This window comes from Methylotetracoccus oryzae (assembly GCF_006175985.1).
Classification (GTDB): Bacteria; Pseudomonadota; Gammaproteobacteria; order Methylococcales; family Methylococcaceae; genus Methylotetracoccus; species Methylotetracoccus oryzae.
On record NZ_SRSH01000008.1, the window covers coordinates 34,736 to 59,990 of the forward strand.

At 64.0% G+C, this 25,255-nt stretch carries 29 protein-coding genes; 21 read left to right on the top strand and 8 right to left on the bottom strand.

Annotated elements, in window-relative coordinates; translation table 11 throughout:
• Window positions 1-26 precede the first annotated feature (26 nt).
• The 6 genes from pilB to BWR02_RS09525 all read left to right on the top strand — a co-directional run bounded on the left by pilB (window position 27) and on the right by BWR02_RS09525 (window position 5,694).
• Window positions 27-1,739 (top strand): type IV-A pilus assembly ATPase PilB, encoded by a 1,713-nt coding sequence (gene pilB, locus BWR02_RS09500; protein ID WP_139557510.1) that lies wholly within the window; start codon window positions 27-29, stop codon window positions 1,737-1,739.
• 5 nt (window positions 1,740-1,744) lie between these two features.
• Window positions 1,745-2,959 carry a type II secretion system F family protein gene (locus tag BWR02_RS09505; RefSeq protein WP_139557511.1) on the top strand — a complete coding sequence of 405 codons (1,215 nt, stop codon included), beginning with the start codon at window positions 1,745-1,747 and terminating at the stop codon, window positions 2,957-2,959.
• A 14-nt stretch (window positions 2,960-2,973) separates the two neighbouring features.
• Window positions 2,974-3,846: a prepilin peptidase gene (locus tag BWR02_RS09510; RefSeq protein ID WP_236102091.1), complete on the top strand. Its 873-nt coding sequence runs from the start codon at window positions 2,974-2,976 to the stop codon at window positions 3,844-3,846.
• A gap of 10 nt (window positions 3,847-3,856) precedes the next feature.
• Window positions 3,857-4,462, top strand: coding sequence for a dephospho-CoA kinase (coaE, locus tag BWR02_RS09515; RefSeq protein ID WP_236102093.1), 606 nt, complete (start codon window positions 3,857-3,859; stop codon window positions 4,460-4,462).
• Window positions 4,463-4,593: 131 nt separating this feature from the next.
• Window positions 4,594-5,361 (top strand): cell division protein ZapD, encoded by a 768-nt coding sequence (gene zapD, locus BWR02_RS09520; RefSeq protein WP_139557513.1) that lies wholly within the window; start codon window positions 4,594-4,596, stop codon window positions 5,359-5,361.
• 75 nt (window positions 5,362-5,436) lie between these two features.
• Entirely contained in the window at window positions 5,437-5,694 is a 258-nt protein-coding gene (locus tag BWR02_RS09525; RefSeq protein WP_407941060.1) for a sulfurtransferase TusA family protein, read from the top strand.
• Between the two features lie 33 nt (window positions 5,695-5,727).
• Here BWR02_RS09525 and BWR02_RS09530 read toward each other — a convergent pair whose 3' ends face one another.
• Window positions 5,728-6,381 carry a histidinol-phosphatase gene (locus tag BWR02_RS09530; RefSeq protein ID WP_139557514.1) on the bottom strand — a complete coding sequence of 218 codons (654 nt, stop codon included), beginning with the start codon at window positions 6,379-6,381 and terminating at the stop codon, window positions 5,728-5,730.
• Window positions 6,382-6,577: 196 nt separating this feature from the next.
• Here BWR02_RS09530 and BWR02_RS09535 point away from each other — a divergent pair, with 196 nt between their 5' ends.
• From BWR02_RS09535 to pgl, 5 genes are all read left to right on the top strand, one after another.
• Window positions 6,578-7,111, top strand: coding sequence for an RNA pyrophosphohydrolase (locus tag BWR02_RS09535; RefSeq protein ID WP_139557649.1), 534 nt, complete (start codon window positions 6,578-6,580; stop codon window positions 7,109-7,111).
• Window positions 7,112-7,176: 65 nt separating this feature from the next.
• The gene (locus BWR02_RS09540; protein WP_139557515.1) at window positions 7,177-7,482 is read left to right on the top strand and encodes a hypothetical protein; all 306 of its coding nucleotides are present in this window, start codon (window positions 7,177-7,179) and stop codon (window positions 7,480-7,482) included.
• Entirely contained in the window at window positions 7,454-8,182 is a 729-nt protein-coding gene (locus BWR02_RS09545; RefSeq protein WP_236102105.1) for a retropepsin-like aspartic protease family protein, read from the top strand. The genes BWR02_RS09540 and BWR02_RS09545 overlap by 29 nt, the downstream gene beginning before the upstream one ends.
• Window positions 8,183-8,333: 151 nt before the next feature.
• On the top strand, window positions 8,334-9,278 hold the full coding sequence (locus BWR02_RS09550; protein WP_139557517.1) for a GGDEF domain-containing protein: 945 nt from the start codon (window positions 8,334-8,336) through the stop codon (window positions 9,276-9,278).
• Between the two features lie 105 nt (window positions 9,279-9,383).
• Entirely contained in the window at window positions 9,384-10,079 is a 696-nt protein-coding gene (gene pgl / locus BWR02_RS09555) for a 6-phosphogluconolactonase (protein ID WP_139557518.1), read from the top strand.
• Window positions 10,080-10,111: 32 nt separating this feature from the next.
• Here pgl and BWR02_RS09560 read toward each other — a convergent pair whose 3' ends face one another.
• From BWR02_RS09560 to BWR02_RS09585, 6 genes are read right to left on the bottom strand one after another with little or no spacing between them, the layout of a single operon-like run.
• Window positions 10,112-11,170 (bottom strand): SAM-dependent methyltransferase, encoded by a 1,059-nt coding sequence (locus BWR02_RS09560; RefSeq protein WP_139557519.1) that lies wholly within the window; start codon window positions 11,168-11,170, stop codon window positions 10,112-10,114.
• Complete coding sequence (locus tag BWR02_RS09565; RefSeq protein WP_201276217.1) at window positions 11,143-11,937, bottom strand: DUF1295 domain-containing protein; 795 nt, start codon at window positions 11,935-11,937, stop codon at window positions 11,143-11,145. Before BWR02_RS09565 ends, BWR02_RS09560 begins: the two co-directional genes overlap by 28 nt.
• Window positions 11,934-13,202 carry an SAM-dependent methyltransferase gene (locus BWR02_RS09570; RefSeq protein ID WP_139557521.1) on the bottom strand — a complete coding sequence of 423 codons (1,269 nt, stop codon included), beginning with the start codon at window positions 13,200-13,202 and terminating at the stop codon, window positions 11,934-11,936. Before BWR02_RS09570 ends, BWR02_RS09565 begins: the two co-directional genes overlap by 4 nt.
• A 40-nt stretch (window positions 13,203-13,242) precedes the next feature.
• Window positions 13,243-13,986, bottom strand: coding sequence for a DUF1365 domain-containing protein (locus BWR02_RS09575; RefSeq protein WP_139557522.1), 744 nt, complete (start codon window positions 13,984-13,986; stop codon window positions 13,243-13,245).
• Complete coding sequence (locus tag BWR02_RS09580) at window positions 13,983-15,233, bottom strand: NAD(P)/FAD-dependent oxidoreductase (RefSeq protein WP_139557523.1); 1,251 nt, start codon at window positions 15,231-15,233, stop codon at window positions 13,983-13,985. Before BWR02_RS09580 ends, BWR02_RS09575 begins: the two co-directional genes overlap by 4 nt.
• A gap of 18 nt (window positions 15,234-15,251) precedes the next feature.
• Complete coding sequence (locus BWR02_RS09585) at window positions 15,252-15,668, bottom strand: nuclear transport factor 2 family protein (RefSeq protein ID WP_139557524.1); 417 nt, start codon at window positions 15,666-15,668, stop codon at window positions 15,252-15,254.
• Window positions 15,669-15,875: 207 nt separating this feature from the next.
• Between BWR02_RS09585 and BWR02_RS09590 the strand changes: the two genes are divergently transcribed.
• The 3 genes from BWR02_RS09590 to BWR02_RS09600 all read left to right on the top strand — a co-directional run bounded on the left by BWR02_RS09590 (window position 15,876) and on the right by BWR02_RS09600 (window position 18,234).
• On the top strand, window positions 15,876-16,376 hold the full coding sequence (locus BWR02_RS09590; RefSeq protein ID WP_139557525.1) for a DUF1269 domain-containing protein: 501 nt from the start codon (window positions 15,876-15,878) through the stop codon (window positions 16,374-16,376).
• Between the two features lie 79 nt (window positions 16,377-16,455).
• Window positions 16,456-16,626, top strand: coding sequence for a rubredoxin (locus BWR02_RS09595; protein WP_129882437.1), 171 nt, complete (start codon window positions 16,456-16,458; stop codon window positions 16,624-16,626).
• A 123-nt stretch (window positions 16,627-16,749) separates the two neighbouring features.
• Window positions 16,750-18,234, top strand: coding sequence for a glycosyltransferase family protein (locus tag BWR02_RS09600; protein WP_268921411.1), 1,485 nt, complete (start codon window positions 16,750-16,752; stop codon window positions 18,232-18,234).
• A gap of 13 nt (window positions 18,235-18,247) precedes the next feature.
• Here BWR02_RS09600 and BWR02_RS09605 read toward each other — a convergent pair whose 3' ends face one another.
• Complete coding sequence (locus tag BWR02_RS09605) at window positions 18,248-19,798, bottom strand: hypothetical protein (protein WP_139557527.1); 1,551 nt, start codon at window positions 19,796-19,798, stop codon at window positions 18,248-18,250.
• A gap of 190 nt (window positions 19,799-19,988) precedes the next feature.
• On the opposite strand from BWR02_RS09605, the gene BWR02_RS20845 reads away from it, so the two are divergent.
• The 7 genes from BWR02_RS20845 (at window position 19,989) to BWR02_RS09630 (ending at window position 25,161) form a co-directional block, all read left to right on the top strand.
• A complete protein-coding gene (locus BWR02_RS20845; RefSeq protein ID WP_162560089.1) occupies window positions 19,989-20,198 on the top strand; it encodes a hypothetical protein in 210 nt (69 codons plus the stop codon).
• Between the two features lie 56 nt (window positions 20,199-20,254).
• A complete protein-coding gene (locus tag BWR02_RS09610) occupies window positions 20,255-20,845 on the top strand; it encodes an A24 family peptidase (protein ID WP_162560090.1) in 591 nt (196 codons plus the stop codon).
• Window positions 20,833-20,958: a hypothetical protein gene (locus BWR02_RS21465; RefSeq protein ID WP_268921408.1), complete on the top strand. Its 126-nt coding sequence runs from the start codon at window positions 20,833-20,835 to the stop codon at window positions 20,956-20,958. The genes BWR02_RS09610 and BWR02_RS21465 overlap by 13 nt, the downstream gene beginning before the upstream one ends.
• On the top strand, window positions 20,955-21,881 hold the full coding sequence (gene cpaB / locus BWR02_RS09615) for a Flp pilus assembly protein CpaB (protein ID WP_139557529.1): 927 nt from the start codon (window positions 20,955-20,957) through the stop codon (window positions 21,879-21,881). The genes BWR02_RS21465 and cpaB overlap by 4 nt, the downstream gene beginning before the upstream one ends.
• Window positions 21,878-23,512 carry a type II and III secretion system protein family protein gene (locus tag BWR02_RS09620; RefSeq protein WP_162560091.1) on the top strand — a complete coding sequence of 545 codons (1,635 nt, stop codon included), beginning with the start codon at window positions 21,878-21,880 and terminating at the stop codon, window positions 23,510-23,512. Before cpaB ends, BWR02_RS09620 begins: the two co-directional genes overlap by 4 nt.
• A 1-nt stretch (window position 23,513) precedes the next feature.
• Window positions 23,514-23,858, top strand: a complete 345-nt coding sequence (locus tag BWR02_RS09625) for a hypothetical protein (protein WP_139557531.1) — start codon at window positions 23,514-23,516, stop codon at window positions 23,856-23,858.
• Window positions 23,859-23,979: 121 nt separating this feature from the next.
• Window positions 23,980-25,161 (top strand): CpaE/TadZ family protein, encoded by a 1,182-nt coding sequence (locus BWR02_RS09630; protein WP_139557532.1) that lies wholly within the window; start codon window positions 23,980-23,982, stop codon window positions 25,159-25,161.
• Window positions 25,162-25,255 lie beyond the last annotated feature (94 nt).

The window sequence follows — 25,255 nt, forward strand, 5'->3', positions numbered from 1 at the left end:
TTTCAAGCCTTGCAGAGACTGCGTACATGACCGTTGTGACTACCCCAACGCCGCTTAGCGGGCTGGCGCAATGCCTGGTCCGGCAGGGCGTGTTGACCGACCCTACGGCGCAGGCCTGCTGCGCCGAGGCGGCAGAACAGAAGATGTCGCTGGTTTCGTATCTGGTCGGCAGCAAGCGCCTTGAAGGCCGCACCATCGCCGAGATCGTGTCGCGTGAATTCGGCCTGCCGCTGCTGGACCTGGATGCCTTTCTGGTGGAGATGGCGCCCGTCAAGCTCATCAGCGAGCGGCTGATCAGGCAGCACCGTATCCTGCCGCTCTACCGACGTGGCAACCGCCTGTTCGTCGCGCTGTCCGATCCGACTGACTTCCATGGTCTGGATGAGGTCAAGTTTCAGACGCGCCTGGCGACCGAATGCGTGGTCGTCGAAGAGGAGAAGCTGTCGCGTTTCGTCGAGGCGGTGCTCGATGCGGCCGATACGCGTATCGCCGATCTTCTGGACAGCGACCTCGACAATCTTCAGATCTCGGCCGGTGACGAAGACCCAGCAGGCGACGCCGAACCGAACGAGATCGACGACGCGCCGATCGTGCGTTTCGTCAACAAGATCCTGGTGGACGCGATCAAGAAGGGCGCGTCCGACATTCACTTCGAGCCATACGAGAAGTTCTTCAGGATCCGGTTCCGCCACGATGGCATGCTGCATGAGGTCGCCAGTCCTCCGGCCAACCTCGCATCGCGAATCACCGCCCGGCTCAAGGTGATGTCACGCATGGACATTGCCGAACGGCGCGTGCCTCAGGACGGCCGCATCAAGATGTCGGTGTCGCGCACGCGGGCGATCGATTTCCGCGTCAACACCTGTCCCACGCTGTTCGGTGAAAAGGTCGTGCTCCGCATCCTCGATCCGGCGCAGGCCCAGATTGGCATCGAGCGACTCGGTTTCGAGCCGGCGCAGCAGGAGGCCTTCCTGACCGCGATCAACAAGCCGTATGGCATGGTGCTCGTGACGGGACCCACCGGCAGCGGCAAGACCGTGACCCTGTATACCGCGCTGAACATTCTGAACCGCGGCGACTGCAACATCTCGACGGCCGAAGATCCCGTCGAGATCACCGTCGGCGGCATCAACCAGGTCAATGTCAACGTCAAGACGGGGCTGACCTTTGCCGAGGCGCTGCGCGCCTTCCTCCGACAGGATCCGGACATCATCATGGTCGGCGAGGTGCGCGACCTCGAAACGGCCGAGATCGCCGTCAAGGCGGCGCAGACCGGCCATATGGTGTTGTCGACACTGCACACCAACGATGCGCCGCAGACTCTGAACCGGCTGATGCAAATGGGGATCCCCCCTTTCAACATCGCGTCATCGGTGCTGCTGATCATGGCGCAGCGCCTTGCCCGGCGGTTGTGCGACCACTGCAAGAAGGAACTGACGCTGCCGCATGAAATCCTCATCGCGGCCGGCTTCGCCGAGCACGAGCTAGACGGCTTCCCGGTGTATGGTCCGGTCGGCTGCGACCGCTGCATCAAGGGTTACAAGGGGCGCGTCGGTCTGTTTCAGGTCATGCCCATTTCCGACGAGATCAACCGCATCATTCTGTCGGGGGGCGATGTGATCCAGATCGGTTCGCAGGCCGCCCGCGAAGGGGTCGCAACGCTGCGCCAGTCGGGGCTGCGGAAGGTCAAGTCCGGCATGACCAGTCTCGAAGAGATCGAACGCGTGACACGGGAGTGACCGGCATGCCCAAGGAAACGCTCGACCTGTTCGCCTGGGAGGGTATCGACCGCAACGGGGCCCGGATCAAGGGCGAACTGCCCGGTCGCAGCGAGGCGCTGGTGAAGGCCGAGTTGCGGCGGCAGGGCATCAAGGTGATCAAGGCGAAAAAGAAGGCCAAGCCTTTGTTCGGGCCGCGCAAGAAGCCGATCAAGCCGAAGGACATCGCCGTGTTTTCCCGTCAGCTCGCAACGATGCTGAGTGCCGGTGTGCCGCTCGTGCAGGCTTTCGACATCGTGGGGCGTGGTCACGAAAATCCGAGCATGCAGGACATGTTGTTCGCGATCAAGGCGGACATCGAAGGCGGCAGCACCTTGCGCGAGTCGCTCGCGAAGTTTCCGGAGCATTTCGATGAACTGTTCTGCAACCTGGTGAATGCCGGTGAGCAGGCGGGTGTGCTCGAGACCCTGCTGCACAAAGTGGCCGACTACAAGGAGAAGACCGAGTCGCTGAAGGGCAAGATCAAGAAGGCCTTGTTCTATCCCACCGCCGTCATCGTCGTCGCCGTGATCGTCACGACGATCCTGCTGCTGTTCGTCGTGCCGCAATTCGAAGAGCTGTTCAGGGGCTTCGGCGCGGATCTGCCGGCGTTCACGCGGATGGTCATCGATCTGTCGAAATGGTTGCAGGAGTGGTGGTATGTGCTGCTGGGCGTGATCGCCGCCGTGGGTTTCGTATTCGTGCGCCTGAAGCGACGCTCGGTCGCGTTCAACCATATGCTGGACAGACTCGTGCTCAAGATCCCGATCATCGGCGTGATCCTCAACAAGGCCGCGGTCGCCCGGTTTGCCCGTACCTTGTCGACGATGTCGGCGGCGGGCGTGCCGCTGGTCGAGGCGTTGCAGTCGGTTGCCGGAGCGACCGGGAACGTGATCTACTCCGACGCCGTGTTGCACATCCGCGATGAAGTCGCGACGGGGCATCAGCTCCAACTCGCGATGCGCCAGGCCAATCTGTTCCCCAACATGGTCATCCAGATGGTGGCCATCGGCGAGGAATCCGGCTCGCTGGACGGCATGTTGGCGAAGGTCGCGGATTTCTTCGAGGAGGAAGTCGACAATGCGGTGGACGCCCTCAGCAGCTTGATTGAGCCGTTCATCATGGCCTTCCTCGGCATTGTCGTCGGCGGCCTCGTGGTGGCGATGTACCTGCCCATCTTCAAACTGGGCTCGGTGGTGTAGGGACCGATGCAATGATGAGTGAAGTGCAGGCGTTGCCGGAGGCGGCGGTGCTGGTGCTGGCCGGAGTGATCGGGCTCCTGGTCGGCAGTTTCCTGAACGTCGTGATCTTCCGGTTGCCGCGTATGCTGGAGCGTGGCTGGCGGCGCGATTGCCAGTTGTACCTGGGTCAGGAAGCGGCCGCAGAAACGGCGCCGGACATCAATCTGCTGTGGCCGAACTCTTTCTGCCCGGCGTGTCGAGCACCGATCCGACCCTGGGAGAACATCCCCATGGTCAGTTACCTGTTGCTGCGAGGACGCTGCCGCGCCTGCGGTGTGCGTATTCCCCTCCGTTACCCCGTCATCGAAGCCCTGACGGCCGGGATCGCGGTGCTCGTGGCCTGGCGCTTCGGCGCCTCCTGGCCCGGCTTGGCGGCGCTGGTGTTGAGTGGAATGCTGATCGTCCTGAGTGCGATCGACCTGGAGCATCAGTTGCTGCCGGATGCCATCAACGGCCCGGGGCTGTGGCTGGGCTTGCTGCTCAGCCTCACGGGCTGGTTCGTGGAACCGCGCGATGCCATCATCGGCGCCGCTGCCGGCTATCTGGCCCTGTGGGGCGTCTATCAGCTTTTTCGACTGGCGACGGGCAAGGAGGGGATGGGGTTTGGCGATTTCAAGCTGCTGGCGCTGCTCGGGGCCTGGCTGGGGTGGCAAGCGATCCCCGTGATCGTGCTGATCTCGTCCACTCTCGGCGCGGTGGTCGGGTCGGCCATGATCCTGTTCGCCGGTCATGAACGCGGCAAGCCGCTGCCGTTCGGTCCCTACCTGGCCGCAGCGGGATTCATCCACTTATGCTGGGGGCAGGCCCTGATCGACGCATATCTCGGCTGGTTTCACGCCGGTTTCTGAGGTCGCGTCGTTGGGCCTGCTGCGGATCGGTTTGACGGGGGGTATCGGCAGCGGCAAGTCGACCGTCGCCCGCGCGTTTGCCGCGCGCGGCGTACCCGTGCTCGATGCGGACGAAATCGCCCGCGAACTGGTGCAGCCGGGGATGCCGGCGATCGGTTCCATCGTGGCGGCCTTCGGTTCGGAGTTGCTGCGGGGCGGGCAACTCGACCGGGCCGCGCTGCGCGAGGTGGTTTTTCACGACGACCGCAAGCGGCTCCAGTTGGAAGGCATCCTGCACCCTCTGGTCTATCGCGAGCTGGCGCTTCGGGCAGCGCAGCTGTCCGAGCCCTATGGGATTCTTTGTATTCCGCTGTTGCTCGAGACGGGCCGCCGCGATTTCGTGGACCGCTTGCTGGTGGTGGATTGTCCGGTGGCGCTGCAGATCGAACGGGTCATGCGCCGTGACGGCAGTTCGGAGGATACGATCAGGCGCATCATCGCGCGTCAGGCCAGTCGCGAGGAGCGGGTCGCGGCGGCGGATGATGTCATCCTCAACGACGGGGAGCCGGCAGCGGTGGAATGCAGTGTCGAGCGCCTGGATGCGGTTTACCGGCTGTGGGCACGGCGCGCGCGGTGACCGTGTCCGCGCTGCTGTTGGGCGAGGCCTACGGCTATTGACTAAATGTCGCCATCCGTCACAATTCCCCGGCACACTTGCTCTCCGCTTCGCCGCAGCGACCCCCGTACCACCCACTTTCCGATAGCCCCTTGAGCGACAGCATTCTCTACGAGTTCCCGCTGAATGAGCGGATACGCGTCTTCATGCGTCTTGAACGCCTGTTCCAGGAGATCGACTACTTCAACCGTGGTGCGGCGGCGCAGGACTCGCGCGTCGTGGTCGGGCGTCTGATCGAAGTGTTGACCATCTTTTCGCGCTTCGACCTGCGTTCGGAATTGCTGAAGGAGATCGACCGGCACAATCAGGTGCTCGGCAAGCTGCTCGACAATCCGCATGTCGATCAGCCGAAGGTCAGGAACATTCTGTCCGCGCTGGAGGAAATCGGCAGTCAGCTCTACCGCAATACCGGCAAGTTGGGACAGTCGCTGATGGAGGCCGATCTGTTCAAGGGCATCGCCCAGCGGACTTCGATCGCGGGCGGTACCTGTTCGTTCGATCTGCCATTGTTTCACTACTGGCTGGAACAGGACGGCGCGACGCGCAAGGCAGATCTGGCCTTGTGGCTGGAGCCGTTCGCGAGCATTCGGTCCGCCATCCAGTTATTGATGGGTTTTCTTCGTTCCAGCGCGACTGCGACGACGGAAACAGCGGATGGCGGGTTCTTCCAGAAGACCTTGGACCACAATCTGCCGTTTCAACTGCTGCGCGTGGCGGTCGATCGCCGCTATCCGTGTTTTGCCGAGATCAGTGGCGGCAAGCACCGCTTCACGATCCGTTTCATGACCCAGGTCGACAGCGATCGCCCGACACCCTTCAAGGAAGACGTGGATTTCCGGCTGACCTGCTGCGTGTTATGACGCCGTTGCGACTGCTCGCCGCCGACGCGTTGCGCCTCGACGCGTGTCCCCGCCCCACCGGTGCCGAGTGGATCCATGGGGCTTGAAGAGCGCTCCGCAGCGATGGTTCAGGTCCATTGCGAACTGGATACGAGCGGTCTGATGTGCCCGCTGCCGTTGTTGCGTCTGAAGAAGGCACTGGTCGCCATGGAGTCGGGGCAGGTGGTCAGGGTCAGGGCGACCGATCCGGCTTCCGTGCTCGACTTCGGCGTATTCCTGGAGCAGACCGGGCACACGCTACTCGATCGCCGGGAAGAATCCGGAACCCTATCCTATCTGATCCGCAAAGCCTGACGGCCGGCTCCCGCCCGGGCGGTCCGGCGTCGCTCAGCGGAGGCTGATCACCGGCCAGCCGCGCTCGTTCGCCAAGGCCAGCAGGTGCTCGTCCGGGTCCACGGCCACCGGGTTGTCGACCAGCGCCAGCAGCGGCTCGTCGTTGTGTGAATCGCTGTAGAACCAGCTTCCGGTTAGGTCCTGGTCGAATTCCTCGAGCCAGGCCCGCAGCCGTGTCACTTTGCCGTCGCGGAAGCAGGGCGTGCCGACGAAGCGGCCCGTGTAACGGCCTTCGAGGAACTCGGGCGTCGTCGCGATGAGATGGTCGATACCGTACAGTTCGACGATGGGCTCGGTGACGAAGCGGTTGGTGGCGGTGATGACGACCAGCAGGTCGCCCTGTTCCCGGTGCCTAGCGATGATTCGGTGGGCCTCGGGCAACAGGATGGGCCGTATCTTCTGCTCGACGAACTCGCGGCGCCAGCTGCGCAGCGCATCCGGATCGTTCTCGGCCAACGGTCGCAGGGCGAATCCCAGGAACGCTTCGATATCGAGCCGTCCCGCCTGATAGTCCAGATAGAACTGGAGATTCGCCTCTTCGTAGGCATCGCGGTCGACGACACCCTGTTCAACGAGGTACTGACCCCAGAGGTAATCGCTATCGCCGGCCAGCAGGGTATTGTCAAGGTCGAATATTGCGAGGCTCACGCGATTCCTATAGAGTCATGGGTTTATGCAACAGCGCATTTTTGCTGACGGATCTGTCGCGATGCATCGGCCATCAGCAGTCGATTGCAATGTTCGCGACGGGATTCGCCGGAACGACAGTGTTCAGATGAAGCGAAGTCAAGCCTCGCGGGGCAAATTCTACCAGCACGAGCGGCGCCTGACCTTGGGTGAGGACATCATCGATGGCGAAGGCTACCGCCTCAGCATCGGTATCGTGCTGTGCAACGGCGACCGGCGCGTGTTTTGGGCGCGGCGCGCCGGGATGCGGTCGTGGCAGTTTCCGCAGGGGGGGATAAAGCGGGACGAGGAGCCCGAGTTCGCGATGTTTCGCGAACTCTACGAAGAGGTGGGACTGCGCAACGAGGACGTGGAAATCATCGGTCGGACCGATTCCTGGCTGCGTTACCAACTACCGGAACGTTACGTGCGAAGGCACTCGACGCCGCTCTGCATCGGGCAGAAGCAGATCTGGTACGTCCTGGGTCTGCGTTCACCCGACTCGTCGATACGACTCGACTGTTCGGAGCGTCCCGAGTTCGACGATTGGCGATGGGTGGACTACTGGTTTCCGATCAACGATGTGGTCTATTTCAAGCGCGAGATCTATCGCCAGGCGCTAACGGAACTCGGTGGTTTCCTGTTGTCGGCAAGCGGCCCCCGCATCGATGCGTCCGGGTTCCTGCTGCACGGTCGTCCGGCCGAACAGTAGCCAGTGTCTCTGCCGTGGAGGCTTGCGCGGCGAGAGAGTTCCGCCCGTCGGCCTATGACAGCCTGATGTTCAATCGATCGGACAATGCCCGTGGCAATCGCCTGGAGCACTGGGCGCGCCTGAGAATGCTGGGACGTAGCCGCTTCATCTGGTCTTACGGCGTGCTGCGCTGGGGTGGCTTCATGTGCTGCTTCTCGCTGGCGGTATTCCACTACCGGCAGTTCGGGAGTCCCTGGAGCCTCGAGGGTAACGCGACCTTCCGCTTGATACTGGCGGCCATCGTCTGGGCTTACGTAGGCTATCTCTACGGCCGTTCCGTCTGGAACCGCAACGAACGTGATTATGCCGCCCGTCGCGCCACGATCCGCTAGCGGTCGTCCGCGGCGTCGCTACCGACTGCTGCTGGCCGTCGCATGGTGCCTGATGGCCGCAGTGCCGGCGCCGGCGACCGAACTCGGCGCCGTCCTCGAAGCGCTTTCACGACGCCATCAGTTCGCCGTCCAGGGGCTGGAAAACCTCTCGCCGGGCGATGCCGTTGACGGACTGCCCACGGGAGACCTGTCCGGCCAGATTCGCCAGTTGCTGCAGAGGTACAACTATCTGGTGGTCTCGGCGGAAGCCCATCGGATCGAGAAGGTGGTAATCATCGGTGCGAAGCCGGAAGCTCCGGCGGCGGAGTCCGCACCCGCCGTCACGCTGCGGCGCGACGGCGTCCATCATCGGGTCGATGCGTCCCTGACGGGGCCTAACGGCCGGGTGATCGACACGACCTTGATCATCGACACCGGCGCCAGCAATCTCGTGTTGCCGTCGTCGATGATCGAGGCGCTGGGGTTCCGGGCGCAGGATCTGGCCGACGCCCGCTCGCAGACGGCGAGCGGTTCCGTGCCCGTGAAGCTGGCGACGCTGCCCGCGGTGGCGGTTGGTGCCAAGCTCGCACAGGATGTGGCGGTTTCCTTCGTCGAGGACAGCCGACTCGGCGATCTTCGTCTGTTGGGCATGAGTTTTCTGAGTCGGTTCACGGTGACGATCGACGACCGAAACCGGCGTTTGATCCTGGTCGACCGGTGATGCACGCGATGCAAGTTATGCTCGGCGTCGTCTCAACGCGGGACATGCGGCAGCGCGTGGGCTGTGCGCCCGCCGTCCCGCCTGCTTCTGCCGCCACCGAGTCGGCATCTGTGCCGGCATGTCAAAAAAAGGGTTTGTGACGGCGAAACCGATGTTCGATTCCCCCGCCCGCATCCTGGTCGTCGATGACGACATCACCAATATCAAGATCCTGAGCGGGCTGCTGAAGACGGAGGGCGAGATACGGCACGCCATCGACGGATCTCAGGGCCTGTCGATCGTGCGCGAGTGGGGGCCGGATCTGGTCTTGCTGGATATGGAAATGCCGGGCATGAACGGCTTCGAAGTGTGCTCGGCACTGCGAGATCGCGGCGAGGATGCGCCGGCCGTGCCACCGGCCGTGATTTTCGTGACGGCCCACAGCGGCGCGGAGACCGAGGTTGCCGCGCTCCGGGCGGGAGCCGTCGACTTCATTTCCAAACCCTTTCAGCCCGAGATCGTCCTGGCCAGGGTATCGGCGCACCTGACCATCAAGCGCCAGGCGGACCTGCTGCGACGCCTGGCGGCGATCGATCCGCTGACCGGTCTGGCAAACCGTCGGGCCTTCGATCAGCATCTCGAGGAAGAATGGCGCCGTGCGTGCCGCACCGGCGACACGCTGGCGCTGATCATGGCCGATGTCGACCACTTCAAGCGCTTTAACGACCGTTACGGTCACCCAGCCGGCGATCAATGCCTGCGTTCGGTTGGCGCGGTGCTGCTGCTCAACAGCCGCCGCCCCGGTGATCTTGTCGCGCGCTACGGAGGCGAGGAATTCGCGGTCATCCTGCCCGGGCTGTCGATGCCGCAGGCCACCTGCCATGCCGAGCGTCTGTGCGAGGCGGTGCGAGGGCTGGATGCCGCGGCGATCACCGCCGACACCGCCACTCGCGTGACGCTCAGCCTGGGTGTCGCGGTGCGCCATTGCGATCCCAGCCTGCCCCCCCACGACTTGGTGGCCATGGCAGACAGAGCGCTTTACCGGGCCAAAGAAGCCGGCAGGGACGGGTTCCAGTTGGCCGAGGAGTCGCTCTTGCCGGGTGGCCATCGCGGCTAGAGTCGATGCAGAGTGTCCTGATCGGCCGGACTGCGCGGACACCGATGCTGCACGGGCACGTTCTCGCCGTTCGATCATCCCTTTTCACAGCAAGTCGGAAGCTCCATGCAAACCAGTCAAACCCTTCGTTGGCACCTTTATCCTGACACGGCGGAACTGGTCGATCGTGCGGTCAGTGCGATCCACCGGATGGCAGAGCACGCCATTCTCGCGCGCGGTGAGTTCAGCATCGTACTGGCCGGCGGCACCACCCCCAAGGCGCTTTACCAACGGCTCGTGCCCCTCTTCACCGACTGGAGCCGATGGTCCGTCTATTTCGGTGACGAGCGTTGCCTGCCAGTCGATGATCCCGAGCGGAATAGCCGTATGGCCAGGGATGCGTGGCTGGCGCACGTACCCTTGCGTCCCGAACGGATCTACCCGATCCCGGCGGAACTCGGGCCGGATCTGGGTGCCCGTGCCTACGACGACGTATTGAAGCATGTGGGTTCATTCGACCTGGTACTGCTCGGGCTGGGTGAGGACGGTCATACCGCGAGCCTGTTTCCCGGCCAGAACTGGGGGCAGCGGATGGACGACCCGATGGCACTGGCGGTTCGCGGAGCGCCGAAGCCGCCACCGGAGCGCGTTTCGGTCAGCGCCAACCGCCTGTCGCATGCACGCGAGGTCATGGTCCTGGTCAATGGCGCGGGCAAGGCTGATGCGGTCGCGGCATGGCGTGCCGGAGAGCGGTTGCCCATCGCGGCCATCGTTCCCGACGCCGGCGTCGATGTGCTGATCACAACGGATGCCTGGGGCTGAAGCGAGCCGTCGTCCCAGCCGCGCGGCAGGAGTCAGTGCTCCTTCGACGGGCGCGCGAAGCGGTAATGGGAGACTCCCCATTCCTCGCCGTTGCGGTAGCCGAACAGTTCGGAGCAGGCGATGAAGAAGATTCGCCAGCGCTGCCACCACCGCTTCGCGTCCGTACCGTAAACGGCCCGGAAGACCGGCAGAATTCGATTGCGGTGTTCTTCGTGCTGCTGTCGCCAGGCTTCCAGCGTGCGCCGGTAGTGCTGCCCGTTGAGCCGCCACTCGCCTTGGAGCGTCAGGTGCGGCGCCGCCAGGGTCGGCAGCAGCGCATGTGAAGGCATCGTGCCGCCGGTGAAGAAGTAGCGCCCCATCCAGTCATCCGTGCTTTCCGCGCCAAACCGATAGGCCCAGTCGCGGTGGGCGAAGACGTGCACGAACAGCTTCCCTGTGGGCCGCAGCCACCCCGCGACCCGCTGCAGCAAGAGCCGGTAGTTGCGGGCATGCTCGAACATCTCGACCGAGACGATCCGATCGAATGCGCGGTCGCAGTCGAAATCGTTGATGTCCGCGGTGATGCACTCGATGTTGGACAGACCCAGGCCGGCGGCTCGAGCGCCGATCCAGCGCCGCTGCGAGTCGGAGTTCGACATCGCGACGATGCGCGCCTCGGGGTACTGCCGCGCTATCCACAGCGTCAGGGAGCCCCATCCGCACCCCAGTTCGAGCACGTCCATGCCATTCTCGATGGCGGCGTGGTCGCAGCTCAGCTTCAGCATGGCGCTTTCCGCGGCGGCCAGCCCGCCGACGCCTTCGGGCCAAAAGCCGGAACTGTATTTGAGATGCGGGCCGAGGACGTGTTCGAAGAAGGTCGCCGGCACCTCGTAATGCTGGGCATTGGCCGCTTCCGTATGTACCGCGATGGGCCCGCTCGTCAAGGCCTCGAGCAGTCGCTGCTGCCCGTCGGTGCCTTCTCGGGCGAGTTCAGCGAGACGCTGACGGAGCAGACGACGTATCCCCGCGCGGATCGCGGTTTCAGGGAGCAACCCACGTTCCATCAGTTCGATGGCGAAAGCCGTCAGCGCGGTCTGGAACTCGGAAACCATGGGAAGAACGCGTTGGTGGTTGCCTGATAATGGCGGTAGTCATCGCCGCGTTTGAGCACGGCCTGACGCTCGGCGTGGGGGATCCCTGTCCCGTGGAGCAGGGTCAGCAGCATCAGCGCCTGGGTGGCGAGCGGTACCCACCAAGCAGCGGTGCCCAGTCCCAGCGGTACGTAGCTGCACCAGTGCAGCCACTCGAAAAAGTAGTTCGGATGGCGGGAATACCGCCACAATCCCGCGCGGCAGGTCAGCCCTGCCTTCGCGGGCTGGCCGCGCCACGCGGCGAGTTGACGGTCCGCGATGGTTTCCCCGGTCACGGCGATGACCCAGACCGCCATCGCCGGCAGCCACTGCCCCGGCTGCAAGCTTCCGGGCTGGTTGGCCAGCGCGAAAAACGGTAGAGAAAAGAGCACGGCGGCCAGCGACTGAAACTGGTAGAAGACGAAGAACTTCGCCTGGGTCCGTTCGGACCAGTGGGCGCGCAGATAGCGGTATCGACTGTCTTCCACGGCATGGCCGGAACGTTGGTGAATGTGCCGGGCGAGCCGCATCGCCCACAATGCGGGCAGCACACCGACCAGCGCCCGCATCGGCACGGAAGCAGTGCCCAGCAGCGCATACATCGCCGCGAGCGTGCCGATCGCGATTGCCCAGCCGACGTCCACTGCGTTGGCATTGGCCGTGCGGCGCTGGTGCCACCACAGCGCGGTGAAGCCCAGTGAGCATACCAGCCAGGCGGCAGCAAGCTGGCTATAGGGCAAGTCCGTCACGGCGCGACCGCTGCCAGCGTTGCGCGGCGGCATTCAGGCTTCGTCAGCAACATCTGGACGTTGCTGATCGCGCGCTCGGCAAAGCCGCCTTCGCAATACCCAAGATAGAAGAGCCACATGCGGATGAAGTGATCGGAGAAGCCCAGGGCCTTGACCGCGTCGAGCTGATCCATGAAGCGGTCGCGCCAGCGCTGCAGGGTTGTGACGTAATGCGGACCGATGTCATCGAGATGGAAGACGGCAAGGTCGGTGTGCCGGGCCAGCGACCGCGTAATCGCGGCGACCGAGGGGAGACAGCCCCCGGGAAAGATATAGCGCTGGATGAAGTCGACGCGATGCTTCGCCGCCTCGAAAGTGCGGTCGGCGATCGTGATGGTCTGCAGCAGCATCAGGCCATCGGGTGCCAGCAACTCGCTGCACCGGCGGAAGTAGGTGTCGTAATAAGCGTGGCCCACTGCTTCCAGCATTTCGATCGAGACGATCTTGTCGTAACGTCCCTGTAGTGTCCGATAGTCCTGCAAGAGCACCGTCACGCGATCCGACAGCCCGGACTCGGCGATACGACGGGTCGCCAGTTCCCACTGGCGCTCCGAAATGGTGGTCGTCGTGATGCGACAGCCGTAACGCCGGGCCGCATGGAGAGCAAAGCCACCCCAGCCGGTGCCGATTTCGAGCAGATGGTCTCCCGGTTTCAACTGCAGTTTGCGACAGATCAGGTCATTCTTGGCCACCGAAGCCTCGTAAAGAGTGCTCGAGGGGTCCGGGAACACCGCGCAGGAGTACATCAGCGTTTCGTCGAGGAAGAGCTTGTAGAACTCGTTGCTGAGGTCGTAATGTTGGGCAATATTGCTGCGGCTTCCTCGTAGCGTGTTGCGGTGGAGCCAGTGGTATCCCCTGAACAGGGGATGAGCCAGGCGCGCGAGGCCCTTTTCCATACCCTCCATGACGGTTCGGTTGACTAGCAGAATCCGGATCAGACCGGTGAGGTCGTCGCTGCTCCACTCGCCATCCATAAAGCTTTCGCCGGCGCCTATCGTGCCACGCAGCGCCATCCGGCGGTAGGCTGCGAGGTCGTGCACCCGTACCGTCACGCTGAGCCCGCACCGTTCGGTCGGTTGGCCGAATTCCACGCAGCCACGGTCGTCTTCGAGCCGGAGCTGGCCGTCGGTCAAATAGCGCAGGCGGGCGTGCAACAAGCCTCGAAACCAGGTGTTCGGCCGCGTGCCGCCGGCGGCCGATGCGGTAAGTCCAGGGGTATTGTGCATGGGGGTGTGGGTCCGTAGACGCGGGTCAGTCAGGGGCGGGCTAGATTCTGTCCGGATGGGTGTGGACCGGAACTCCCTTCAGCCACAGTCGCGCCGCTTCCCAATGAATCGCACCGATGACCTGCAGCGTCATCAGCGGGAAGCGCAAGAGGCTTCGGGCCAGGCTCAAGGCATTGATGGGTTCCCTGCGCATGGCCAGGGTTGCGTCGAACAACTCCGTCGCGTCGCGGCACACCTTCATATGCACCGTGAGCCTGTCGTCGGGCCGGTTGTTCTGCCACAGGTAGTCGACGGTCATTGGCAGGAAGGGGGACACATGCAGCGCCTTGGCGAAGCGCCGGCGCGCCGGTTCGCCGTCGGTCGGAGGCACGATCACGTAGGCGTGGCGTTCTTTCCACGGGGTATTGGTGACCTCGGCCAGCACGGCGTCCAGCGACTGCCCATCTCTCCCGAAGCAGTAGTAGATGCTGATGGGATTGAAGCAGTAGCCCCAGTAGCGAAGATGGGTCAGCAAGCGGATCGGCCCTTCGGGCCTGTGTCCGGTAGCCGCCTGGACGGTTCGACGCACCGTCTCGGCCAGCGGCTCGCCGGGGTCGCCCAGATGATCGGACCGCCGAAACCACGCCACATTGGGACGCGACGCAGACCAAAGCCAATAGTCGTCGAAGAGGCGATCGATCTCGTCGAGATCCAGGTACAGCATGAACAGGCCGTAGCGGAACTCATGCCGGGTTGGCACGAAACGCCGGTGTATGACGGTGCCACGATAGAGGCAACTGTTCATGTCGCGGGAGCGAGGCCGGTGAGCGCGTGGCACACGCGCAGGCCGCTGGAGACTCCGTCCTCGTGAAAGCCGTAGCCCCAATAGGCGCCGGCAAACCAGGTGCGTTGCACGCCATTGATCTCCGACCAGCGCTGCTGCGCCCGCATGCCCTCCCGCGTGAACAGCGGGTGATGGAAGGTCACGCGATCGATAATCCGGTCCGGTTCGATGTCGTCGGTTGGGTTCAGCGTTACCAGGTAGCGCGTTGGGCTGCTCAGGCCCTGCAGGCGGTTCATGTCATAGGTCACCGCGAAGGATGGGTGCGCGCCGGCGCTCCGACGGGAGTTCCAGGCGGCCCACGCCTGGCGTCGGCGAGGCATCTGTCGCAGGTCGGTGTGCAGCACCGCGTCGTTGGTCTGGTAAGGCAGGGCACCCAGTATCGACCGCTCGGCATCGGTTGGATCGGCAAGCAGCCGCAGTGCCTGATCGCTGTGGCACGCAAAAATCACTTGGTCGAAAGCTTCCTTGCCCGCGGCTGTGGTGACCGTCACCGTTCGCTTGGATCGCTGCACGGCGCGCACCGGGCAGTTCAAGCGGATTCGCTCGGCGAACGGGGCGGACAAAGCCTTCACGTACTCGCGCGAGCCCCCTCGGATCACGCGCCACTGCGGGCGGTCTCGCAGTGAGAGCAGGCCGTGGTTTACGAAGAAGCGGACGAAGAACGAGAGCGGCATCTGCAGCGTGCGCTCGCGCTCGGCCGACCAGATCGCCGATCCCATCGGGCCCAGATAGTGGTCGATGAATTCGCGGTGGTAAGCCTGCTCGGCCAGGTAGTCTCCGAGGGTCGCATCAGCGGCCGGCTGTTCCAGGACACGCGGCGCCTCCCGATTGAAGCGGAGTATGTCCGCGATCATCCGGTGGAAGGACGGGCGGAAAAGATTGCGCCGCTGTGCAAACAGGGTGGCGAGACTGTGACCGTTGTACTCCAGGCCGGTTCGCGCGCAGCTGAAGCTGAAGCCCATGTCGGTTGGCTGCGAGGCCACGCCGCACTTGTTCATTAGTCGGACGAAGTTGGGGTAAGTCCGGTCGTTGAACACGATGAAGCCGGTATCGATCGCAACGCGTTCCTGACCGCTGATCACCTCCACCGTGCGGGTGTGGCCGCCAGCGTAGCTGGCCGCTTCGAACACGGTTACGGAGGCTCGCGGATGAAGCTCGTGCGCGCAGGTCAGGCCGGCAATGCCGCTGCCGATGATCGCTATTCTCAAAATACGCTCCGCCGGTGCCTACAGACGTTGCTTGATGTGCCGGATCACGGCGGATAGCACCGGGATCCGTTCGTAGAGGAACTCGCCCATGTCGAAGTAGTCCCGGTGGTAATCGATCCGCGCGTCGAAGCGCAGATGGCTCGCGCCGGCCAGGGTGATGATCTCGCCACGGCGAAAGCGCGCATGCTCGACGTGCATGACCCAGGTCAGGACGGCCTGATTGCCTTGCTCGATCGTCTGATCGAAATCGAAGCGACAGCTCGTCACGCCCTCGTATAGCCGACGGTAGTAGTCAGTGAGCTCTGACAGCCCATGGAGTCGGCGCACCGGGTCCTCGAATTCGACATCGGGAGCGTAGATCGACTGGAGCAGATCCAAATTGCCGCCGTTCAGACGGTTGAACACGTCCTTGATGCGAGGTAACAGCTGGTTCATCGGCAGGGCGGCCCTCTTTATCCATGGGATGATCGCAGTGGGCTTCGGCAGCGCGCGTCAAGCGACGTGCCAAGTGTGCAGACCCCTGAACAGGCGGAAAAGTTCGGTGGCCGCGTCGCACTGCCGGCGTGTGCACGGCGCACGGCATTTGCGATAATCGCCCCATCGGCCAGATGCCGAAAACGACAGCCACGGAGTTTCCTTGCCATGAGCGAACTGATCGTCTTTGCCTTTGATGATGACACGACTGCCTATGCCATGCGCGCTGCTTTGGGCCGTATGCAGCAAAGCTACCTGATCGAGATGGAGGACGTCGTCGTCGTCCACAAGGACGAAAACGACAAGGTTCGGCTCGATCAGGCGGTCAACCTGACCGCGCAGGGCGCAGTTGGCGGTGGATTCTGGGGCATGCTCATCGGTCTGTTGTTTCTGAACCCGCTGCTCGGTGCGGCAGTGGGGGCAGGCGCCGGCGCGATCAGCGCGTCGCTGACCGATATCGGGATCAACGACGATTTCATGAAGGATCTTGGCGACGGGCTCAAGCCGGGGACCTCGGCGCTGTTCGTCCTGTTGCGAAAGGTGACCGCGGACAAGCTGATCGAGGGCTTGCGCGAGTTCACGGGCCGCGCCCGCGTCATGCAGAGCTCCTTGTCCAAGGATCAGGAACAGGACCTGCGGGCCGTGATCGAAGGTCAGAAGGTCGACTGACGCGTAACCACAACCCACAACTCTCGACGTTCCGGGCGGTCAATCGGCCCGGTGCTGCCCTACGACCTGAGGAGTCAACATGGCGGATTCACGACAATTCATCTGCTCTGCATGCGGCTACATCTACGATGAGGCCGAAGGCGACCCCGATTCGGGAGTCGCACCGGGAACCCTTTGGGAGGACATCAGCGACGAGTGGGTGTGCCCGGAATGCGGGGTCGACAAAAGCTATTTCGATCCACTGGATTGACCGCTGTACCGCGCGGCGGCGGCAGGCCGAGGGTCCTCGACCGCGGCGAGCGGTGACGGCTCGGCACAAGGCTGGCCGTCTTCGGCGAAGGGCGGCCTGGAAAGGCGTATCCTGGCGGCCATCATCCTCGGCGGCTTCGTCGCGCGGGCCGTTGTTGCCCTGGTTTCCGAAAACATTCTCTGGCCGGACGAGATATTCCAGTATCTCGAACAAGGCCATCGGGCTGTTTTCGGGTATGGCTACATTCCCTGGGAGTTCCGGTATGCGGCCCGTTCGTGGCTGCTGCCCGGGTTCATCGCGTTTTGGCTGTGGCTCTGCAAGACCGCCCACCTCGACGCCCCGAGCTTCTACGTTCCCTTCATCAAGCTGGCCTTCTGCGCGCTGTCGACGACGCTGATCCATTCGGCCTATCGCACCGGGCGAAATATCGCCGGAGCGAGGGCCGGCCTGCTGGCCGCATTGTTGATCGCCGGTTGGTACGAGTTGATTTACTTCGCTCACAAGCCGCTGACCGAGGCAGTAGCGACCTATTCTCTGGTGGCTTCCCTGGCGTTCGCAACCGAGCCCCGGCCCTCGCAGCGGCAGGCGCTGTGCTGTGGTTTTTTTGCAGGGCTAGCCGCGGTGCTGCGGCTGCAGTATGCGCCGTGCGTGGGGATCATCGGCGTTTACTGCCTGCTCCGATGGCCAGTGCGCGCGACGGCTTCCGCCGCGGCGGCCGGGTTCGCGGCCGCGTTGCTGGCCGGCGCGGTCGACCGGTTGACCTGGGGCGGGTGGTTCGAGACGTTCATCGTCAGCTACCGCCTGAACGCGGTGATGCATGTCAGCGAGTGGTTCGGCACGCTGCCCACCTTATGGTATGCCGGTGCCATGTCCGCGACCTCGGCCGGCTTGCTCTGGCTGCCGCTGGCTCTGGGCTGGGTTCGGCGCCTGTCGGTGTCGAGGCTGCCTGTGGTCTGCGCGGCTGCGGTGCTGGCGACTCACAGCCTCGTCGCGCACAAGGAGTACCGGTTCATCGTGGCGGCCTTGCCGCTGCTGTGGCTGACTGCAGCGGTTCTGCTGGAACGGGCTCTTGCCACAGGGGGGCTCGATCGGCGCGGCGCCCTGATCGGGATCGCCGTGTTCTTCGCCGTCTCCGCCCTGGGCCTTACCTACCGTCTGCCGGGGGAGGCGCGAGTCTATAACGCCGGATCTCTGCTCGGCCGCTCGCCCCATCTCGACGCCTACCTGGCCTTGTCGCAGGAGCCCGAGCTCGGCGCCCTGCTGTCGAACGAGGATCCACGGTTCGCATTGCCGGTGGTCGCCACCGGCGGCTACTACTATCTGCACCGACCCGTTCCGGTTTACTTCCCTTCGGAACTCCGCGCGGCCGGTGAGACGCCCGGTTCGCTCCGGGACATCGTCACGCATCTGCTGGTCCCCGTTCACGCGCGCCGGATCGAGGGGTTTGCGACCCAGGCCGAGGTCGGTGACCTGGAAATTCGGCGCCGTTGGCCGGAGCGGGGTCCGTTGCGCCAACTCTGTCTACCGCCGGTCCCGGCCGATGCTTACATCGACCACCTTCTGGACGGTTTGCGGATACACAGGGCCCGACCGGATCCCTGCCACTGATCGGTTGTCTGTCTCATTGGAATGAACCGATGCCGGGCGTGCCACGCAAATCGCGGGTCGCGTCCGGAGAAGCTCGGGGAAGCGTCCCACGCCGCACGTGAACGACGACAAACCGGTCGGCATACAGTCGCTGCCAATGGCCGCTCTGCTCCAGCCAGGCAACCAGCGGCCGCCCGGGATCGAACAGGGTCCAAGTGATCCGATACTCGTCCAGCAGCGCGGCAAGGACGCCGGCGTCCTGAAGGTTGATCGCAGCCAGATAGCGCCGCAGGAAGTCCTCGCCGTACAAATCCAGACGACCGTCGATGAACGGCCGGATACCTCGGAAGATGAGTGGTCCGCCGAAACCGGGGTTGTTCAGGACATTGCCCGTGACACCGTGCTGGCGAGCCACGTCGATGGCTCTGAAGACACCCAGCCGCTCGTCGGGATGTGGGTTCGCCCGATAGGCGCCGCCGATCAAGGCAAACAGCAGCAAGCTGGTGAGAGCGGCCGAGTGAGGGCTGAGCCGGGGGGCGAACCGTCGGCAGAAGCCATTGAACGACCCGGGACCCTGGTGGCCCGAAGACGGCGCCGCGCCCTGAGAGCGCAGGGGGCCGGCCAGCAACAGCGGGCTGATCAACCCGAGCAGCGCGACATGTCGGATGTGGTGCAACGCCATGTGGATCAGTGCCAGGAGGAGGAGCAGGCGCAGCGGCGCCAGACGCAGGCCTTGTGTCAGGGCGTAGGCCACCAGCAACAGCAACCAGAATTCCAGCGCCTGCGGTTCGTGAAAGTCGGGAGACTGCCATTCCGTGATCATGTCGAGCAGGTACGGATGGCCATAGAGTAGCGCTGGAAACAGCACGCCCTGGATGCCGTAAGGCGTCAGCAGTGCCACGCCCAGGCCGGCAATCAGGAAGCGCAGCCACGCCCCGGCGAGCCGGTTGCGGGCCGGCCCCGTTGCCGCGGACAGCACCACTTCTGCCCCCAGCGCACCAGCGAGCAGTAGTCCAAACGTGAAACTGCCGTGCAGGTTGGCCCAGATCCACAGTATCCCCAGGCTTGCCCAAGGCGGGGGGCGGCTCTCATCTGCGGCGTGGACCAGCGCCCCGACCCATCCCACCAGCAACGGCATGACCAGCACATGGGGGCGCAATAGAAAATGATGGACCGACAGAAAGAAGGCGAGGGCCGTCAATGGCACGGCGTAGACTGGTTGCAACCGCTGCAGCAGGAAACGCAGCAGGATTGCGTAGGACAGGGCGGCGCAGAAGGCGACGAGGATCAGCAGCGCTGGCCAGCCGCCGACATCGAATACCCGTGCGAAGGCGACGGCAGCCAGCCATTCGTGGGCGATCCAGGGGGCATCGAACCGGGAGAACGAGAACGGGTCCGTATGCGGGACGTGCCCGTGGGACAGGATCCATTGTCCCGTTGCGATATGCCAGAAAACGTCGCCGTCGTGAGCGAAGTGAGTCAGCAGGGCCGCGAAGAAGAACAGCAGGGCCAGGATCGGGAGGGGAAGCGCGAAATGCCGTTCCGACCTCGACGTCGGGGTACTCGCAGCGCGCGCGGGCGTCATCGACCGCAGTCTCCCGCAACCCTTCTGTTTATGAAGTTAGAATGTATACTGCGCACTTGGAACGATGACGGGGCGGGCGCAGCGTGTCCGACAACGAGTGCCGCTGCGGGTACAACGCCGGAAAGGGAAAGCGTTGACTGGCTTTCCGCAGCGCCGGCTGGTCATGATAGCTTTTTGTGAGGGGTAATCAATGAAATCCTTGGTCCGGAAACTGCGAGCGCTGCGCCGCGACGAAGAGGGCGCGGAAACCGTCGAGTGGGTGATCGTCGTCGCCGTCCTGGTCGTTGCAATCGTCGGTGGGCTCAGCTTCCTCGGAACATCCGCCAACAATGCGCTGAGCAATATCGGCGCCTACGTGTCCGGTGCCACCGGAGGCCTCGGTGGCGGTGGCACGCCGTAATCCACCCTTACAGGTTCCACGTCGCTGGACCTGACCTGCGGCCAAGGAAGGCCTGCTTGCCTCATGTACCACCCGCGCATCCCGCCATCGCTCTCAGTCTTTGCCTGACGCTCGCCGCGTTGACCGCGGCGGCGCGTTCCGATTGCTGCAGCCGCCGCATTCCCGACGGGCTCAACGTCGTGATCTTCCTCGGCGGGTGCGCATTCCAGTTCTGCTTCGCGGGTCCCGATGGACTCGTAACGAGTGTCCTGGGCACGGGTATGGGCTTGGCGCTGAGCCTGCCGCTTTATCTGTTTGCCGGCCTCGGTGGCGGTGATGTCAAACTCCTGGCGGCTGCCGGCGCCTTCCTGGGCCCGATCCACACTGTCACGGCGGCCGTTTGGGCGGCCCTGATGGCCGGGGCGGTTGCCGTGTTGGCCGTGGGCGCGTCGCCAAACCGAATGCTGACGCTGAGGCGCTGGGCAGCGTTGCTGCGATTCGCGCCCCGATCGCCGGCGAGTGCCCACGCTGCCGACCCGGGCAAACGCCGCATGCCCATGGCACCTGCGTTGACCTTGGGTGTGCTGGCCGTGATATTGCAGTCGGCTGACTTTGCGCGCATATTCGCGATCCGGGAACTGTTGGACCTGATTCGATGCACCGCCTGACCCTCTCGACGAAACCCTGGCAGCCGGCATTCGTGCCGCGGGTCGAGTTCGGCTCTGATGCGGTGCGGTCCATCCCGTTCCGCTTCTGCCACGGCCGGATCAGGCGCTCGTGAACGCGCGACTGCTGAGCATGTTCGTGGCGGCCGTGATCCTGGCGGGCATGGCTGCCTGGATGGCGAAACGTTACATCGAGCAACGGGCTGTGCCTGCCCCCGCCCAGATTGCGACGACGCCGGTCGTGGTCGCGGCCGGCGACATCCCCTTCGCCGCCAAAATCGAACCGAAACATCTGAAACTGGTCGACTGGCCCAGTCAGTCGCTCCCCGCCGGCGTGGTCTCAGATCCGAAACAGGTTGAAGGCAAGGTCGCGCAGCGGAGCTTCGTTCGGGACGAGCCCATCACGCGCGAGCGTCTGCGGGACCATCTCGGCGGCAGTACCCTGTCCGCCATGATCAAGCCGGGCATGCGAGCGATCAGTCTCCGCGTGGATGACGTCGCGGGCGTCGCCGGTTTCATTCTGCCCGGGAACAAGGTGGACATCCTGGGTACCCTGCCGGACAAGGACAGCTACACGGTGCTGTCCGGCGTGAATGTGCTCGCGGTCGACCAGGAAGCCTCGCCCGAAAAGAACCAGCCGGCCCTGGTGCGGGCGTTGACGGTCGAAGTATCTCCACAGCAGGCGGAATTGCTCGACGAGGCCGGACATCGTAGCCCGCTGCGCTTTACGCTCCGCAATCCCCATGACGAGCAGCCAGCGCCGCGGGTCCCGGCTGTCCCGGTGCCCTCGCCCGCGCCGCGCGCGCCCGTTTCGCCGCCGCGTGTCGCGCCCCCGCCCGCGCCGGCGCCGAAAGCTCCGACGCCGCCCACGTTGACCGTCATCGAGTGGACCGGCAAAGGTCAGGTCGTCGTGGAGCGATGCACTCAGTGGCCGTGCGGTGGTCGGGTCACCGGCGGCGGCAGTCCGCTCCCGGCGACCGCGGCACCGCATTCCGAGTTGCTGAATTCGATTTCCGCGGTCGGACAGGCTGTCGAGTGAACGTGGCGTCCAGCAAGAATGGGTCGTTCTGGCTCCGGATCGCCCTGTCGCTGCTGCTCGGGGCACTGACCAGCCTCGCCCAGGGCCGCGTCGTCATGCGCGATGTGGATTCCGACCACATCGAGATCCCCCACCGCAAGGCGCGCGTGATCGCGACGGAACAAGGCGTTGCCCGCATCTCGATGGCCGATCCCGAAGTCGCCGAACTGATCGTGCTGAATCCGCGGGAAGTGCTGATCCACGGCAACAAGCTCGGCAGCAGCAATGTGCTGTTGTGGAATGCGGCCGGACAGGTATTCAAGACACTGGATCTGGAAGTCATCTACGACCTCGATACCCTGAAGCAGAAGCTGTTTCAGGCGCTGCCCGACGAGCGGGGCATCGAGATCTACGTGTCGGCCTGCCGGATTGTGTTGAAGGGGCAAGTTTCCAGTCTGGCGAGGATGGATGCGGCGCTGAAGATCGCCGGCAGCTTCGCGGTGCAGACCGCGCGTCAATGTGCAGGGGGTGGCGGCGCCGCGTCAGGCGGTGGTGGCGGCGTACAAGGCGGCCAGGGTGGCCAGGGCAGTGTCGAATGGAATCAGAACGTGATCAACTTGCTGACCGTGGCCGGGGCCCAGCAGGTGACGCTGTCGGTCATCGTCGCCGAAGTCAACCGGAACCTGTTGAAGACCATGGATGTTCGCTTCCGAACGTTTGGCAGCCAAGGTGACTTTCTGGCGGGCCTGGTCGGGCAGGGGGGCGGCAGTGTGCCCGGTGCACTGATTCCGGGCGGGGCGATACTGCCGGCAAGCGGCGCCTTCGGCGGTTCGCGCAACGTCGGGACTCAGGCCCTGGAGACGATCGCCAGTGGCGGGGTCTTCAACTTTCTCGGGAACAATGTGCTGGTCAACGTCGTGCTCGACATCGCCAAGACGCAGAACCTGCTGAAGATTCTGGCCGAGCCGAATCTGACCGCGCAGAGCGGTGAGAAGGCCTCGTTCCTGTCGGGTGGCGAGTTTCCGGTGCCGGTCAGTCAGGGCGGCGGCGCCGGCTTCAATGCGATCTCGGTGGACTTCAAGCCTTTTGGTGTCGGTGTCGAGTTCGTGCCGATCGTGCTCGATCCACAGCGCATCAATCTGAAGACCAACGTGACGGTGTCGGACATATCCAGCGACGCGGCGATTGCAGTGGCGGTCGGCACGACCGGCAACGAGTTCGTGATCCCGTCGCTCAACACGCGTCAGGCATCGACCACCCTGGAACTCAATGACGGCCAGACGATGAGTATTGCTGGCCTGATCAACAACCGGACGCGCGAGGCGTCGTCCCGCTTTCCGTGGCTGGGTGACGTTCCGGGCATTGGCGCCTTGTTCCGGAGCCAGGAGTTCCAGAACAACCAGACCGAACTCGTGATTTTCGTGACGCCACATCTGACCCGGCCCATCGATCCGCGCGACATCCGGCTGCCGGTCGATAATTTCGTCGAGCCCGACGATATCGAGTTCTATCTGATGGGCAAGATGGACGGGGCCGTGCGTCGCGGAACCAGCCTGAACCGATTCATGGAAACCCTGGGCTCAGGAGGGAAGGGCGGACTCGAAGGGCCGGTCGGCCTGCAACTCGACGATGAACCTGAACAGGAGCCTTGACATGGCGATGCCCAGCGAGAGACGTCTGACGGTTTGTTTGGCTCTGGTTGCGGCGGCCGCTGGTTCGGCGGGCTGCTCGCCGGTGTGGAGCGTGGATCCCGTGCTGCTTGACGACCCGCTGGGTGCGTCGGCCCGGCACACGCTCGTGGCACAGATCTACGATCCCGAGGCGGCGGCGCACCCTGATCCGAATCCGGTGACCCGGTTCGACGGCTACAAGGCCAACAACTCCCTGCAGGATTATCGCCTGACGGTTCTCCAGAGGCAGAACATTCGAACCTTCAGCGTCACCAACAGCAGCCAGTTCACCGGCGGTGGTGGTGGCGGCGGAGGCGGCGGGCAATGAGACACCGGGCCCATATCCGCATTCTGAGCGTAGCACAGCCAGCCTCGAGGCTCCTCCCACGGTCGGCCATGGCGCCGCACCCGCGATGCTTCGCGTGGACCGTTCGAGATTCAACTGATCGATGACGCAGCAGACGCTGACCGTATTCCTTGCCGGGCGCTCCGAGCTGAGCCTGAAAAAGCTGCAGCTGGAGCTGCAGGGCATTCCTCATGCCGTGATCGAGAGCCTCTGGATTCCCGCGGTCGAGGTCGACCCTCTGGGCTATCTGACCACTCGGCCCGACATCGTCGTGCTGGAACTCGGGGTCGACCCCGACGCCGAGCTCGCAAATCTCGGCAAGACACCACTCCATCTGCGCCCCGTCATCTTTCTGATCGGCCCGCCGGACAACACCGTCCTGATGCGCAAGGCGCTGCAGGCGGGCGTGCGCGACTATTTCGTGCGGCCCGCCGATGCCAACGAGGTAGCGGCCGCACTCCGCCGGGTCGTCAAGGAGAAGCTGGAATCAGGCTCCCGTTACGGGCAACTGAACGTGTTCATGAACGCCAAGGGTGGCTCCGGCGCGACGCTGATTGCCTCCAACGTGGCACACATCATGAGTGCGGAGCTGGGCATCGCCACGGCGCTGTTCGATTTCGACTTCCAGTTCGGGTCGGTTGGGCTCAATTTCGATCTGCATGCGACGCACACCACCGCCGGCGTGATCAGCGACATCGACGAGGTCGATCTGGTCGCGCTCGAAGCCTACATGTCGAAGCACCGCAGCGGTTTGAGCGTGCTGACGCATTCCTCCCAGGAGATTTCACTGCCCGGCGAGATTCCGGAGGCCAAGGTCAAACGCCTGATCGAACTGTCGCGCCGCTTGTTCGACCAGATCGTCGTCGACATCCCGCGGCTGTTCGATCCCGTGCTGGCGCGGGTCATCGACGAGGCTGACCGGTTCGTCCTGGTCATGCAGCAGAGCGTCGCGCACGTCCGGGATACCAAACGGCTGCTGCAGATTCTCAGGAACGACATGAATGTGCCGGACCAGCGGCTGCTGGTTGTCGTCAATCGCTATTCGGAACGCTCATCGATGTCGCTGGCCGAGCTCAAGCAGACGCTCCGCTTCAACCATGTCTATGCCTTGCCGAACGACTACCAGAATGTCGCGCAGTCCACGAACATCGGTCAGCCCTTGCTTGAGTTTGCCGCGAATGCCGAGATTACCCGCGGTCTGATCTCGCTGGCCGAACTGTTGACCGGGCGGCAGCGTCGTCCCGCGAAAAACCTGATCCAGCGCCTGTTTCCGTTCCTGGATTGAGGCTGGAACCGGGGGCGATTATGGCAGCCACGCGGATGGGAGAGCCCTCACACCGTGGATCGGTTAGCATAGGATCCCCAAGGACACAACGGCC